The 14600-nt window shown below is 73.5% G+C and carries 12 protein-coding genes and 2 pseudogenes; 11 read left to right on the forward strand and 3 right to left on the reverse strand.

Annotation, left to right across the window (positions count from 1 at the left end; translation table 11 throughout):
- Nucleotides 1-100: 100 nt before the first annotated feature.
- The 8 genes from OHA65_RS36065 to OHA65_RS36100 all read left to right on the forward strand — a co-directional run bounded on the left by OHA65_RS36065 (nucleotide 101) and on the right by OHA65_RS36100 (nucleotide 9192).
- Nucleotides 101-2191 carry a SpoIIE family protein phosphatase gene (locus tag OHA65_RS36065; protein ID WP_328764743.1) on the forward strand — a complete coding sequence of 697 codons (2091 nt, stop codon included), beginning with the start codon at nucleotides 101-103 and terminating at the stop codon, nucleotides 2189-2191.
- A 24-nt stretch (nucleotides 2192-2215) separates the two neighbouring features.
- Nucleotides 2216-2827, forward strand: coding sequence for a nucleoside/nucleotide kinase family protein (locus OHA65_RS36070; RefSeq protein ID WP_327280323.1), 612 nt, complete (start codon nucleotides 2216-2218; stop codon nucleotides 2825-2827).
- 312 nt (nucleotides 2828-3139) lie between these two features.
- Nucleotides 3140-3718 (forward strand): sigma-70 family RNA polymerase sigma factor, encoded by a 579-nt coding sequence (locus OHA65_RS36075; protein ID WP_327280324.1) that lies wholly within the window; start codon nucleotides 3140-3142, stop codon nucleotides 3716-3718.
- Nucleotides 3719-4668: 950 nt separating this feature from the next.
- On the forward strand, nucleotides 4669-5475 hold the full coding sequence (locus OHA65_RS36080) for an IclR family transcriptional regulator C-terminal domain-containing protein (protein ID WP_328765309.1): 807 nt from the start codon (nucleotides 4669-4671) through the stop codon (nucleotides 5473-5475).
- A gap of 98 nt (nucleotides 5476-5573) precedes the next feature.
- On the forward strand, nucleotides 5574-6206 hold the full coding sequence (locus OHA65_RS36085; RefSeq protein WP_328764745.1) for a hypothetical protein: 633 nt from the start codon (nucleotides 5574-5576) through the stop codon (nucleotides 6204-6206).
- 106 nt (nucleotides 6207-6312) lie between these two features.
- Entirely contained in the window at nucleotides 6313-6540 is a 228-nt protein-coding gene (locus tag OHA65_RS36090; protein WP_327285917.1) for a ferredoxin, read from the forward strand.
- A complete protein-coding gene (locus tag OHA65_RS36095) occupies nucleotides 6533-7924 on the forward strand; it encodes an FAD-dependent oxidoreductase (RefSeq protein WP_327280326.1) in 1392 nt (463 codons plus the stop codon). Before OHA65_RS36090 ends, OHA65_RS36095 begins: the two co-directional genes overlap by 8 nt.
- A gap of 26 nt (nucleotides 7925-7950) precedes the next feature.
- Complete coding sequence (locus OHA65_RS36100) at nucleotides 7951-9192, forward strand: cytochrome P450 (RefSeq protein WP_405763337.1); 1242 nt, start codon at nucleotides 7951-7953, stop codon at nucleotides 9190-9192.
- A 60-nt stretch (nucleotides 9193-9252) separates the two neighbouring features.
- Here OHA65_RS36100 and OHA65_RS36105 read toward each other — a convergent pair whose 3' ends face one another.
- The 3 genes from OHA65_RS36105 to OHA65_RS36115 form a co-directional block, all read right to left on the reverse strand.
- Nucleotides 9253-9936 (reverse strand): HAD family acid phosphatase, encoded by a 684-nt coding sequence (locus OHA65_RS36105; protein WP_405763339.1) that lies wholly within the window; start codon nucleotides 9934-9936, stop codon nucleotides 9253-9255.
- An 88-nt stretch (nucleotides 9937-10024) separates the two neighbouring features.
- Complete coding sequence (locus tag OHA65_RS36110; RefSeq protein ID WP_405763340.1) at nucleotides 10025-10783, reverse strand: 3-hydroxybutyrate dehydrogenase; 759 nt, start codon at nucleotides 10781-10783, stop codon at nucleotides 10025-10027.
- Nucleotides 10784-10894: 111 nt separating this feature from the next.
- Nucleotides 10895-11896: an alpha/beta hydrolase family esterase gene (locus OHA65_RS36115; protein ID WP_405763342.1), complete on the reverse strand. Its 1002-nt coding sequence runs from the start codon at nucleotides 11894-11896 to the stop codon at nucleotides 10895-10897.
- An 85-nt stretch (nucleotides 11897-11981) separates the two neighbouring features.
- Here OHA65_RS36115 and OHA65_RS36120 point away from each other — a divergent pair, with 85 nt between their 5' ends.
- From OHA65_RS36120 to OHA65_RS36130, 3 genes and pseudogenes are all read left to right on the forward strand, one after another.
- Nucleotides 11982-12950 carry a LysR family transcriptional regulator gene (locus OHA65_RS36120; protein ID WP_327280331.1) on the forward strand — a complete coding sequence of 323 codons (969 nt, stop codon included), beginning with the start codon at nucleotides 11982-11984 and terminating at the stop codon, nucleotides 12948-12950.
- Nucleotides 12947-13564: pseudogene (locus OHA65_RS36125) on the forward strand (serine hydrolase); the annotation flags it as partial. The gene OHA65_RS36120 and the pseudogene OHA65_RS36125, both read left to right, overlap by 4 nt.
- Nucleotides 13565-13678: 114 nt before the next feature.
- Nucleotides 13679-13991: pseudogene (locus tag OHA65_RS36130) on the forward strand (serine hydrolase); the annotation flags it as partial.
- Nucleotides 13992-14600: the final 609 nt, after the last annotated feature.

A 14600-nucleotide genomic window follows, 5' to 3' on the forward strand; every position in this document is an offset into this window, starting at 1 on the left:
GAGCTGACCACGGCACCCGGGGCACGCCGCGCCCGCGCGGACCGGACCGCCCGCGCGGACCGGACCGCCCGCGACAGGCGGGCACGGAGACGGATGCAGGATGACCGAGCAGACGCCGATCGAGGACCTGATCAGCGGCGCCGCCCAGGACGCCGGCGGGTGGCTCGGCTCCCTGCCCGTGGCGCAGCTGGCCACCAGCGCTGACGGGACGATCGTCCGCTGGAACCGCGCGGCGCAGGAACTGCTCGGTTACTCACCGCCGCAGATCGTCGGCAGGCACATCGCCGACCTCCTCCACCCCGGAGCCGACCGCAGCCTCGGCCGTGCCCTGTGGGAGACCGCCGTCACCGGCCGCGGGGTGATGGGCACCGTGACCGCATGGCACCAGGACGGGCACCCGCTGGAGCTGGAGATCTGGGCCTGCCCGGTGCCCGGCCGGCGCCACGGCGCCTCCGCGGTCCTGGTCTTCGCCGCCGACGCGCACGCGGCCCGCCGGATCCGCGGTTCGTCGGCCGTCTGGGACGGTCTGTTCGCCCGCTCGCCCGTCGGCATCGCCATCCTCGACACGCAGCTGCGGTTCCTCCAGGTCAACCCGGCCCTGGAGGCCATGAACGGCCTCTCGGAATCCGCCCACGTGGGGCGGCGGCTCGCGGAGGTCCTGCCGGAGGTGAACGCCGAGGACATGGAGGCCGCGATGCGGCAGGTCCTGGCCACCGGGGAGCCGGTGCTGGATCGCCGCCGCACGGGCCGCACCCCCGCCGACCCCGCCCGCGACCGGGCCTGGTCCTGCTCGTACGTTCGGGTGGAGGACCCCGGCGGCCGCCCGATCGGCGTGATCGCCTCCCTGCTCGACATCACCGAGCAGCAGCGCGACCACATCGAGGCAGAGGCGGGCCGCCGCAGGCTGGCGCTGCTCAGCGAGGCCAGCGTCCGCATCGGCGCCAGCCTTGAGCTGGAGCGCACCGCGCAGGAACTGGCCGACCTCGCCGTACCGCAGCTCGCCGACGCCGCCACCGTGGACGTACTGGACACCCTCGCCCGCGGTGACGAGCCCGGCCGCGGCCTCGCCGGGGGCGTGGGCCTGCGGCGCCTGGGCAAGGCCCCCCTGACCGGATCTCCGGTGATCGGCATCCTCGCCCCGCTGGGCAGGACCCTCACGTTCCCCTCCGCCGCCCCCTACACCCAGGCCCTCGCCGACCGCCGGCCCTTCCTGCTCGGCCACCTCGACGAACAGGCCGTCGCCTCCGCCGCCCGCCACACGGGCAAACCCGCACAGCTCCTGACCGTGGGAGTGCACTCGTTCATGATGGCGCCGCTGATCGCGCGGGACCTCGTACTCGGTGTCGCCACCTTCTACCGCACCCGCTCCGGCGGCCCGTTCGGGCCCGACGACGTCACGCTCGCCGGGGAGCTCGCGGCCCGCGCCGCCATCAGCATCGACAACGCGCGCCTCTACCACCGCGAACACGAGACCGCCGTCATCCTCCAGCGCAGCATGCTGCCCCAGCACATCACCCCGCCGCCCGGCGTCGAGGTCGCCCACCGCTACCTGCCCGCCAGCGACGTCAACGAGATCGGCGGGGACTGGTACGACGTGCTGCAGCTCCCCGGGGGCAAGGCCGCCCTCCTCATCGGGGACGTCATGGGTCACGGCATCGCGGCCGCGGCGGTCATGGGACGGCTCTCCGCCAGCGTGCGCGCCCTCGCCCGGCTCGACCTCGCCCCCGAGGCGCTGATGCGGCAGCTGGAAGCGACCCTGGACGACCTCGCCGACCCGATGATCGCCACCTTCCTGTACGCCGTGGTCGACCCCGAGACCGGCCGCTGCCGCATCACCCGGGCCGGGCACCCGCCGCCGGCGGCCGTCGACCCCGACGGCACGGTCCGCCTCCTCGACCTGCCGCCCGGCACCCCGCTCGGCGTCGGCGGCACGGCCTTCTCCACCACTGACGTGACCCTGTCACCGGGGAGCCTCCTCGTCATGTACACCGACGGCCTCGTCGAGGCCCGCGGAAGCGACATCGACGAGCGCCTGGGGGAACTGACCCGCCTGCTGGGCGAACACCAGCGCTCGCTGGACCACCTGTGCGACTCGCTGATCAGCCACCTCGTTCCGGCCTCCGCGGACGACGACATCGCCCTGCTCATCGCCCGCGTCGGCTCCGCCCCCCACCCGCCCCCCGCTCCGTAGGCCCGCCCCGGGCAGGATGCGGGGATGGAGTTCACCGAACTGGAGCAGCGGGCCCGCGCGCTCGCGGCGTCGGGCACCCGACGGATCCTCGGCATCGCCGGGCCGCCCGGAGCCGGCAAGTCCACCCTGGCCGCACGCCTCGCGCAGGAGCTGGGACCCGAACTGGCCGTCGTCGTACCGATGGACGGGTTCCACCTCGCCCGGGCCGAACTGGAGCGGTTGGGCCGGGCCGACCGCAAGGGCGCCCCGGACACCTTCGATGCCGCCGGGTACGCGGCGCTGCTGACCCGGCTGCGCACGCCCGGATCCGCCGCGGTCTACGCCCCGGCCTTCGACCGGTCGCTGGAGGAGCCGGTCGCCGGGAGCATCCCCGTCGGCCCCGGGGTGGGCCTGGTGATCACCGAGGGCAACTACCTGCTGCACGACGCGGGGGAGTGGGCAGCGGTACGCGCGCTGCTCGACGAGGTCTGGTTCCTCGCGCCCGACGACGCCCTGCGCGTACGGCGGCTGGTGGACCGGCACGTCCGCCACGGGAAGGCGCCGGCCCGCGCCGAGGAGTGGGTGAACCGCTCGGACGAGGCGAACGCCCGGTTGATCGCCGCGGGCCGGTCCCGGGCGGACCTGGTCGTGGAGTAGCGGAGCGGGGGAGTACCGGAGTAGGGGCGTACGCGGCGGCAAGGGGGGCGCGCAGCGGAGCAGATGCGCCATTTCCCGAAAGATTTCCGTCGACAGCCGTGCACAATCGGGCGTCTTTTCCGATGGGGTGGTGTTGGGGGAGCGGCCGGTCCGTCCGGCCGCTGGATGTGGGGGTCAGGCATGCCCGTTCCGTTCATTTCACCGGAAGGCTTCCCGCCGACGTGAATCCTGTCCAGTCCGTCACGCCCGTGCTGATACTCGTCGCTTCCGATGCCGTCAGGAGACACCCACGCCGCCCGCATGGAGGAGCGCATGAGTGAGGGCGAGTTCGACCCGTCCGGTGACCGGGCGGTCGCCAGCGAACTGGCCGGCGTCCTGCCGGTCGAGTTCAGCGCGTTCCACTCCCAGCACCACCGCGCCTATCTGCGCTACGCACACCTGCAACTGGGCTCCCGCGAGGACGCCGAGGACGTCGTCGACGACGTGTTCACCTTCCTGCTGAAGGTGTGGCGGCAGGCGCTGAAGGAGGCGAGCCTGCACGGCTTCGCCTGGGCGGTGCTGCGCGAACACGTCGCGCGCAGACTGGCGCTCCTCGGCCGGCCCGCGGCGATGGTCGAGACGGCCTGGTTCGCCGCCCTGCGCCGCGCGTCCCGCCAGCGCATGGAACTGCTGGAGTCCAAGCTCGGCCTGTACGCGGCGATCGCTTGCCTGCCCGACCGGCACTACGACGTCGTGCTGCTGGCCTTCCTGCTGGGCTACGACAACGGCACCGTCGGCCGGACGATGGGGATCTCCCCCGCGGCGGTCCGTTCGCACATTCGAGGCGCACGCCGAATCCTGTCCCAGAAACTCGGGGCGGACTGGGCTCCTGGAGAGGAGAAGGGCCAGTGAGCGACATGACGGCCGACCGCGACGCCGTGACGGGTGAGGAACTGGCGGAGGCACTGGAACAGGCCCAGGTCCTGGTGGAGGAGTACGCCGGCTACGACGAGGACGCCGCCCGACGGCGCATCGCCCGCCGCATCGCCGCCGACCGGGCCCGCTCGGCGAGCGGCGCCACCGGCCGGGGCGGCTTCCCGGCACCCGCCTCCCTCGCCGGCCGTGCCCGCCCGCCCGCCCCCGCGTCCACCCCGGCGGACGACCTCGTACTCGACGCCGCCTGCCACGTACGGGCCGCACGGGCACTGGACGACCTGGCCTGGTCCCTGACGGAGAGCCGTCCCTTCGCCGAACTCGCCCTGGCCGCCGGGACCTGGCCGCACGGAGCGGAACCCGCGCTGCTGTTCGGCTGCCTCCTGCACCTGGCGGACCGGATGGAGGGCGCGCAGTTCTGGCTCCAGTACGCGGCCGGAGCCGGCTCGCGGACGGCGGCCCGCCTCCTGCACCTCCACCACCTCGCGCGCGCCGAGGTGCGCACCGCCCGGCACTGGAAGGCGCTGGCCGAGGCGCTGCCCCCGGACGAGGGGCTGCCGCACCTGCCGGAGGTCCCGGAGAACTTGGAGGAGGCCCTCGGGGCCTCGGTCATCTGGACGTCTCCGCCGATCAGCACCCAGGACCTCACCGCCCTCACGGTGGTACGCGGCCACGGCGGGCGGCCCCCGTACCGGCTGCCCGCCCGGCTGCGGCGGGCCGTGACGGCCCGGAGCTGGAGCGACGACCAGGACCTGGGGGAGGTGTTCCTCCTCGGCCCGCAGGTGGCGGTGGCGGTGGCCCAACACGCGCGGCTGAACCTCCTGCACCTGACGGACGAGGCGAACGCCTGGGCGCTCGAAGCGCTCGGGCCGCCGAAGACGGTCCCGGCCGTGCACGGTCCGTCCGGAGCGCGGCCGGCTCCCGTCGCGATGGAGGCCGTCCACCGGGCGCTGCGCGTCCTGGAGGTCGTCAACCGGTACTCGGGCGGGGTGGGCCTCGCGCAGATCGCGCGCGAGACGTGGCTGCCGCAGCTCGTGCTGGCCCGGGTGATGGAGCAGCTGGTACGGGCGAACCTGGCGGTCCCGGTGGGCCCCGGCGCGTACATCGCGGGCCGGGCGCTCTTACTGACCGAGGCGGCGTCCGGGGACGGGCCCGGACACCTGCACGAAACCCTCGCCTGGGTGCGGGACGCGGTCGGCGCCGCCGTCTACGTGGCCCGCTACACCGACGGCGAGGTGTGCATCACCCAGTACGCCGACGGCCCGGCGACCCCGCTCGTCGACGAATGGGTCGACTTCCGGGCCGCCGCGCACGCCTCGGCCGTCGGCAAAGCCCTGCTGGCCCAGCTCGGCCCCGACGGCCGCAAGGACCACCTGTCCCGGCACGAGGCGGCGCGGTTCACCACCCACACCATCACCCGGCAGGACGACCTCTTCCGGCAGCTCGACGCCCGCGGGCCGGGCGCACCCCTGCTCGACCTCCAGGAGTACGCGATGGGCACGGTCTGCGCGGCCGTCCCGATCACCTCGGGGGCCAACGCCGAATGCCTGGCCCTGTCCATCCCGGCCCCGGACCCGCACCGGCTGGTGCAAGCCGCCCGGATCCTCCGGAGCGAGGCCGCGGCGGTCCTGCTCGCGCTGATCGTTGCCGGCAGCGCCCCGGGCACCTCCCGGCCGGAACCGCACCGGGAGGAGGGGGCGGGCGAACCGGCCAGCGTCCTGATCACGGCCCCGTAGCCGGCCCCCCGAGCCCGCTGGTCGGGCGGCGCCCCGGGGTGTCACCCGACCGCGTCCCCCCGCTGGCACGAGGGCCCGGCGGGCGGCTTGCTGGAGGAATGACACAGGGAGCACCCGGGACGCCCCGGACACAGAGCCTGAGCACCCCCAAGGCCGCGGGCCTGGCCGGGGTCGTCTTCGCCGTACTGCTCGCGACGGCGATGGTGCTCGCACGGATCTCCCTGCCCGAAGGGGGCGGCGGCGACCAGGTGGGGCTCGCCCCTGGCCGGCGCGGCGAACTGAGCACGGCCATGGAGCTCGTCCCCTTCGCCGGCATCGCCTTCCTGTGGTTCATGGGCGCGCTGCGCGAGCACACCGGCGATGCCGAGGACCGGTTTATCGCCACCGCCTTCCTGGGCAGCGGACTGGTCTTCGTCGCCTGCCTCTTCGGCGCCGTGGCCGCCGCCGGGACCGCGCTCGACGCCGACGATCCCACGGGCTTCGGCCGGCACTTCGCGTACACGCTGCTCACGACGTACGGGATGCGGATGGCCGCCGTCTTCGTCCTCGCGACTTCGTCCCTCGGGCGCAAACTGGGGGTCCTCCCCAGGCCCCTGGTCATGATCGGAACCCTGGCCGGTCTGGTCCTGCTGGTGGTGGGTTCCAGCCTGCCCTGGTCCGAGCTCGTCTTCCCGGCCTGGGCCCTGATCATCAGCCTCCACATCCTGGGCGCTGCCCGCCGTACCCCGTGACGCCCGCCCTCCATCACCCCAATGGCAGCGCCGGACGCGCCGTTCTTCCTGCCGCGCCGCAATCTGGCCGGGGAGCCGGAGGGGCCGACGAAAGGACTGGACCTTGCTGAGGCTTGTGGTCGATCTCAACCGGTGCCAGGGATACGCGCAGTGCGCCTTCCTCGCACCCGACGTCTTCGCGATGCACGGAGACGAAGGCCTGCTCTACGACCCGCAGGCCGAGGACGCCCATCGCGAGCGCGTGGCCCAGGCGGTCGCCGCCTGTCCCGTACAGGCGATCCTCGTGGACGAGCTGGACATGGCGGCCGCCGCCGGGGAGGCGTCCGATGCCTGACGGAAACCTGGACCGCCTCAAGGCGGACGGCCGGATCGTCGTCGTGGGTGCCTCGCTCGCCGGGCTGCGCGGCGCCGAGATGCTGCGGGAGAAGGGCTTCAAGGGCTCGCTGACCATGATCGGCGACGAGCCCCACGCGCCGTACGACCGGCCTCCGCTGTCCAAGCAGGCCCTGCTGGGCATGGGCTCGGCCGAGCGCACCGCGCTCCCCCGCCGCCGCGAGATCGACGCCGAGTGGCGCCTCGGGGTACCGGCCAGCGGGCTCGACATGGCCGGCCGCCGGGTCAAGCTCGCCGACGGTGACGAGGTCCCCTACGACCGGCTGCTCATCGCGACCGGCGTACGGGCCCGGCCCTGGCCGAACCCGGCCGAGGCGGAACTCGACGGCGTGTTCGTGCTGCGGACCCGCGACGACGGCGCGGCCCTGGCCCGGCGGCTTGACGCCGGCCCGAGCCGGGTCCTGGTCATCGGCGCCGGGTTCACCGGCTCCGAGATCGCCTCGGCCTGCCGCGAGCGCGGGCTGGAGGTCACCGTCGCCGAGCGAGGCGACGGTCCCCTCGTCGGCGCCCTCGGCGGTGTCATCGGCGCGGTGGCCGCCGAACTCCAGCGGGAGAACGGCGTCGACCTGCGCACCGGCGTCATGGTCACGGCCCTGGAGGGCGACGCCACCGGGCACGTGCGTGCGGCGCACTTCTCCGACGGCACCACGCTGGAGTGCGACGTCGTGGTCGTCTCGCTCGGCGCCCAGCGCAACACCGAGTGGCTGACCGGCTCCGGACTCGGCGCGGGACCGCGCGGCATCGCCTGTGACGCCGGCTGCAGGGCCTTCGACATCTGGGGCATCGTCACCGACGACATCTTCGTGGCGGGCGACGTCGCCCGCTCTCCGCACGCGCTGTTCGGCTACCAGTTCCTGTCGCTGGAGCACTGGGGCAACGCCGTCTCCCAGGCTGAGACCGCCGCCCACAACATGCTCAGCGAGAGCAGCGAGCGCCGCCCCCACATCTGGGTACCGGCGTTCTGGTCGACGCAGTTCGGGGTGAACATCAAGTCGGTGGGCGTGCCCTCGATGGGCACCGAGATCATGATCACCCAGGGCTCGCGCGCAGAGCGGCGTTTCACCGGCGTCTACGGCTACCAGGGCCGCGTCATCGGGGCGGTCACCTTCGACAACTCGCGCTGGCTCCAGTTCTACGAGAAGCAGATCGAGAACACGGCTCCCTTCCCACCGCCGTTCCCCACCGTCGACCGGCGCCCCGAAGGGCAAAAACCCCTCCCCGCGGACTTCCCCGACCCGTCCGTGCCGACCCACGGACCGACCATCACCCTCAGCGGATATTCGCCGGCCGACCGGCGGATGACGTTCACCCCCGCCGGGCACTGACCCGCCCGCCCCCCGGAGGACCCGGCATGAAGCAAGGCATCCTGAGCGACATCCTCGACTACTCCAACCGCGCGAACCCGTACCCGCTCTACGAGGAGCTGCGCAAGACCCCGGTCTTCCACGACGGGAACGGCCCGTACGTCATCAGTACGTACCACGACATCCTGGGCCTGCTCCACGACCCGCGGCTCAGCTCCGAGGCCCGCAACCTGGCCGCCACGGCCGGGGACCCGCTGGCCGAGGGCGAGGACGAGGGGGCTGCGGCCCTGCCGCCCAGCTTCTTGAAGCTGGACCCGCCGGAGCACGACCGGCTGCGCCGGATGACCAACCGCCCCTTCGGGCCGCCGCACTCGCCGCGCCGCATCGACGGGATGCGCGGCGACCTGCACGGCATCGTCACCGGGCTCATCGACAACCTCGGCGACCCCGGGAACATCGATCTGGTCGACCAGTTCTCCTACCCGTTCCCCGTCACCATGATCTGTCGGCTGCTCGGTGTGCCGCGCGAGGACGAGGCCCGCTTCCACGTCTGGGCCGACACCCTGGCCGCGAGCCTGGACCCCGACCCGGACGCAGATCCCGCGGAGCGGGACAAGACCACCCACGACGCCCGGATGGAACTGGGCATGTACCTGGCCGGGCTGATCGAGGAGCGGCGCAAGGACCCCGGCGACGACATGCTGTCCCAACTGGCCGTCGGGCACGGGCCGGACGAGTCGATGAGCACGATGGAACTGCTCAGTACCGCCGCCCTGTTGCTCATCGCGGGCCACGAGACCACCGTCAACCTCATCACGAACGGGATGCTCACCCTGCTGCGCAACCCGGACGTCCTCCAGCAGCTGCGCGAGACGCCGCAGCTCGCCGTGCCCATGGTGGAGGAACTGCTGCGGTTCGAGCCGCCGGTGCAGCTGCTGCCGCAGCGGACCCCGCTGGTCGACATCGAGGTCCGCGGGGTCACCATTCCCAAGGGCTCCTCGATGTGGCTGGTGCTCGCCGCCGGCAACCGGGACCCGCACCGCTTCGAGAACCCCGACCGGTTCGACCCGTACCGCAAGGACGTCCAGCACCTGGGCCTCGGCAGCGGCATCCACAGCTGCTTCGGCGCCCCGCTGGCCCGGCTGGAGGCGCAGCTCGCGCTGAGCGAACTGGCCCGCCGTCTGGAGAACCCGCGCCTGGTCGAGGACCCGCCGCCCTACCGGCAGAACGCGGTCCTGCGCGGCCCGCGCCACCTGCGGATCACCTGCGACGGGATCCGTCACAGCTGACGTGCGGGCAGAGCCTGCTGCCGGCCACCCGCGTGGGGGTGGCCGGCAGCGGTGTACCGGCTAGGAGAGCTTGCCGTCGTAGTCCGGCAGCTTGAAGGTGCGCTCCGCGTGACCGCCGACCAGATCGCTGTTGTTGTTCCCGATGTTGGCGATGATCGTGTAGCCGAGGGACTCGATCTCGGCGCGCTTGCCCGTCTTGTACGCGCTGACCTCGTCGAAGAGGTCGGGCAGGTCCCGGACGTACAGGTCCGTGACGGGGTAGCCGACCGCCTTGAGGTTGTGCTCGGTGAGGGAGTGGATGATCCCGGGGCGGGCGGTGACGAAGAAGATCGCGACACCGTGGTCGTTGGCGTACCGGGTCAGGTCGCGGACCTCGGAGATCGCCGGGGTCGGGAAGGTCCAGAACCAGTGGAAGTCCGTCTCCAGCGAGGAGTTGTCGATGTCCAGGACGATCGCGGGCTTCTCGCCGGCGGGCGACCGGGCGATCCGCTGCTCGACGTACGGGCGTGCCGTGGCCATGACGGCGGCCACGTCACGCTTCCACGTGCCGTAGTCGATCCCGCGGATGAGCGCGTTTCCGCCGGGTGCGGAGGTGGTGGCCGCGGCCGGGGTGGCAGCCGGGGCCGGGACCGGAGCGGGGGCGGCCTGGGCGGAGGCGGACGGGGCCAGCATCAGGACGACGGTGGCCGCGGCCGTGCCGGTGGCGGTGCCGAGCAGGCGGACGCGGGCGCGGGTGCTGCGCATGTGGGGGCGCTCCTCAATGGCTGAATTGGCATGTACGGAGCCAGAATCCGCAAGATCGGAGCACATGTCTACTGGTCGGTAGTTAATTTCAGGTGGCCGTCCAGCCACCATCGAGGGGGAGCGAGGTTCCCGTGAGGTAGCCGGAGTGGGGTCCGCACAGCCACACCGCGGCCGCCGCGACCTCCTCGGGCTCGATCAGGCGCTTGATCGCGGAGCGGGTGAGCAGCACCTCGGACAGCACGTCACCGGCGCTGATGCCGTGTGCGGCGGCCTGTTGCTCGATCTGCGCCTCGACCAGGGGCGTACGGACGTAGCCGGGGCTGATGCAGTTGCTGGTCACCCCGTACGGGGCGCCCTCCACCGCGGTGACCTTGCTCAGCCCCTCCAGCCCGTGCTTGGCGGCTACGTAGGCGCACTTGTAGGCGCTGGCGCGCAACCCGTGGGCGCTGGAGATGTTGACCACGCGGCCCCAGCCGGCGGCGTACATGTGCGGCAGCACGTGGCGCAGCAGCAGGAACGGCGCGGTGACCATCACCTGCTGGATCAGCGCGAAGCGCTCGGCCGGGAACTCGGTGATGGGGGCGACGTGTTGCAGCCCGGCGCTGTTGACCAGGATGTCCACGGCGGTCGGCAGCCGCCCGATCGCGGCCGGGTCGGCGAGGTCGACGACGTGCGCCCGCCCGCCGACGAGTCCCGCGACGGCCCCGGCCGACTCCTCACCGATGTCGACCACGTGCACGGTGGCGCCCGCCTCGGCCAGGGCGATGGCGCAGGCGCGCCCGATGCCGCTGCCGCCGCCGGTCACCAGCGCGACGCGCTCCCGCAGGAAAGGAAGTTGGCTCGTCATGGCTGAACAGTAGGGAGGGGGACCGGCCGCGCCCATGGCGGCGTCCGCCACACTCGGGACCACCGCTGTGGCGGGCGCCGCCATGGCCGCGGGCGGCGACCGGCGGCCTCGTCAACGCCGCTGGGCGGCCAGGAAATCGAGGAGCGTGCTGCTCGCGTCCAGCGCGGTGCTGACGGAGCCGAACCCCGCGGGCGGCGGGACGGTCGAGCCGGGCCAGGTGTGGCCCGCCCCCCGCATGACCAGCAGCCGCACGGCAGCGCCCGCGGTGCCGGGCCGCCAGGTGACGGAGTCGTAGCCGGGCTGGGCTTCCTCGGCAGGGGCGCCGGCGCCGCCCGCAGTGGCGAACGCCTCGGCGCTGGCCCGGGCGGACATGGTCGCGGTGATGGGCTCCTCCCCGGGACCGGCCGGCCCGGGAGCGGGTAGCCCGGCCAACGGCCGTACGGGGTCCTCGGCCCCGTAGACGATCAGGACCGGCACCGCCCCCGTCGGCTTCACGGCGGCGGCCCCGGTGGGGAGTTCACCGGAGACCGAGGCCGCTCCCGCGACGAGTTCCGGACGCTGGGCGGCCATCCGCAGGGCCATCGAGCCGCCGTTGGAGAACCCGGCGACGTACACCCGGTGCGGGTCGGCCCGGCCGGAGCGCACCAGCTCGGCGACCAGCGCCTCGGTGAAGCGGACGTCGGCGTCCGGATCCGGCCGCTGCCCGGTGGGCGCGGTGCCCGCGCCCCAGGCCTTCCCCAGCGCCTCGGGGTACACGAGCAGCATGCCGCGCGCCTCGGCGGCCCGGTCCAGGCCGCTCTGCCTGCGCAGGTGTTCGGCGTCGGCTCCGCGCCCGTGGAAGGCGATGAGCAGGGGACGGGTGCCACCACCACCGGCGGTCGGACGGTGCATCAGGTACTCCCGGGTACCGCCGTCCACGGTCAGCCGCTCCCGGCTGTCGACCGCGGCCGGGGAAGCACTCGGGCTCGCGGCCGACCCGCGGGTCGTGGGCGCTTGCGGCTGCGGCTCGGTGGCGCAGCCGGTGAGCCCGGCGGCCAGGGCGAGCGCGAGGGCCAGGGCGGCGCGGTACGGGGCGCGCGGGGCGGCGAGCGGTGGAAAGGAAGGCGAGGTCATGGCCCGAGCACAGCACCACCGCCCGGTGATAGTCCAAGATCCGTATGGATCACAGATCGATCAGATTCCGATATCGTTGCTGGCCGTGGACCTGATCCGGCATCTGCAGTGCTTCGTCGCTGTTGCAGAAGAAAGACATTTCGGCCGTGCCGCCGAGCTGCTCGGCATGGCCCAGCCACCCCTGTCCCAGCGCATCCAGCGCCTGGAGCGCGAGCTCGGCGTCCGGCTCTTCGACCGCACCAGCCGACAGGTGTCGATCACCGCCGCGGGCACGATGCTGCTGGAGGACGCCCGGCTTCTGCTCGCCCGCGCCGAGGCCCTCGCGACCACCGCCCGCCGCATCCGCGACGGCGAGAGCGGACTCCTGCGCGCCGCCCTCCCGCCCGACACCGCCGGCGAGACGATCGCCGCGATCCTGGCCGCCTTCCGGCAGCACCACCCGGGAGTACGGCTGGAGCTCCACGAACTGTCCACCGCCGAGCAGTTGGCCCGCTTCGCCTCCCGCGAGCTGGACGCCGGGCTCGTCCGCCACCCCTGCGACATCGCCGGGCTGGAGCTCGGCCCGGTCCTGCACAGCGAACTCGGAGTGCTGCTGCCCCGCGAAGCCCCTGCCGCCGCGCTCGACGAGGTACCGCTCGCCGCCCTCACCGGGTACGGCCTGGTTCTCTTCCCGCGGGCCGAGGCGCCCGCCCTGCACGACGACGTACTGAACACCTGTGCCCGGGGCGGCTACACCCCGGCCGCCGTCCGGCACGGCCGCGGCCCCGGCTTCGTCCGAGGCCTCGTCCTGTCCGCCGACGCCGTGGCCTTCGCCCCGCGGGACAGCGCGTCCGCGGACGGGCCGGGCCCGCACGCGGACATCGTCTGGCGGCCCCTCGCCGGCGCCCCGCTGGCCTGGCGCCACAGCGTCGCCTGGCCGCAGGGCCGCGGCGACGCCGCGGTCGGCGCCTTCGCCGAGGCGACCACACGCGCCCTGTGGAGCACCGCGGCGGTGACGGCCGACGTACCCGCCCGGCCGCTCCACCTGCGCCCGGCAGCGGAGTACTGGCTGTGAACCGCACCCTCCACCGCATCGGTGCGGCCTTCGCCGAAGCCGGCGTCACCGGCCGGCTGCACGCCGTCGACATCGATTCCGGTGCGGAGGTCGACGCCGGAGCGGACCACCCGGTCGTCACCGCCAGCGTGCACAAGCTCTGCCTGCTCGTCGCCCTCCACCAACAGGCTGCGGCCGGCCGCCTGGACCTCACCGAACAGGTCGAGGTGCCTCCCGCCGACCGCACCGCCGGCCCCACCGGGCTCGCCGCGATGCTGGATCCCGTGCGCATGTCCCTGCGCGACGCGGCGTACCTGATGACGGCCGTCAGCGACAACGCCGCCGCCGACCTGCTCCTCGCGCGCACGGGGATCGACGGCGTCAACGAAGCCACGGCCCGGCTGGGCCTCACCCGTACCCGCGCCGTCCACACCTTCCGCTCGCTCTTCGCCGGCATCCGGGAGGACGCCGGACCCGCCGCGGCACGAGCCCTCGCCGATCCGCAGGTCATCGCCCGGCTCCGCGCCCTCGACCCGGCCCGCAGCAACCGCAGCACGCCCCGCGACATGACCCGGCTGCTCGGAGCCGTCTGGCGCGACGAGGCCTGCACCCCCGAACACGGCGCCGCCATCCGTGTGTGTGTGTGTGTGTGTGTGTGTGTGTGTGTGTGTGTGTGTGTGTGTGTGTGTGTGTGTGTGGGGGGGGGGGGGGGGGGAAAAAAAAAAAAAAAAAAAAAAAAAAAAAAAAAAAAAAAAAAGCCTCCAGGTGTGGCCCCACCGGATGGCCTCCGGATTCCCCTTCGACGACGTCCACGTGGCCGGGAAGACCGGCAGCCTGCCGACCGTGCGCAACGAGGTCGGCGTCATCGAATACCCCGACGGCGGCCGCTACGCCGTCGCCGTCTTCACCCGCGCCGCCAACCCCGCGGCCACCCTCCCCGCGGCCGACGCGGTCATCGGCACCACCGCCCGCATCGCCGTGGACGCCCTGCGCGCGTACTCCACCGGGAGTACGCCCGATCGGCCCGTACGGCGGACGACGGGGGCGGGGCCGGGCGTCTAGCGTGGCCGCATGGGGCACTGGCGGCGGGAGTACTGGACGGAGCACACCGGTGACGGGCGGCTGCCGTGGCGCTCCTCCCTCCTCGTGGCCGTGTTCGCGCAGGCGGCCGGCGGCTGGGTGCACCAGCTCCAGCCCGGCCGGGAGCCCCTCGATGCGCTCGGCCGGCTCCTCCTGCTCCTGGGCCCGGCCCTGCTGCTCCTGCGCCACCGCCACCCCGTGCCCGTCCTGTACGGCGTTTGCGCGGTCACGCTGGCCTACCTCGCCTGCGGATACCCGTACGGCCCCGTCTTCCTCAGCGTCGCCCTGGCCTGCCTCGCCGCGGTCGTCGCCGGACACCGCCGCGCCGCGTGGGCGGCGGTCGGCGCCCTGTGGGCCGGGCACCTGCTCATCGGGCACTGGCTGTACCGCTGGCTGCCGCCCCCCGGAGACGGACCCGCGCCGTGGGGGACGGAGGGTGGGATCACCGCCTGGGCGATCGCCGTGCTCGCGGCGTCCGTAAAAAAAAAAAAAAAAAAAAAAAAAAAAAAAAAAAAAAAAAGGGGGGGGGGGGGGGGGGGGGGGGGGGGGGGGGGGGGGGGGGGGGGGGGGGGGGGGGGGGGGGGGGGGGGG

The organism is Streptomyces sp. NBC_00045 (assembly GCF_045041095.1).
Classification (GTDB): domain Bacteria; phylum Actinomycetota; class Actinomycetes; order Streptomycetales; family Streptomycetaceae; genus Streptomyces.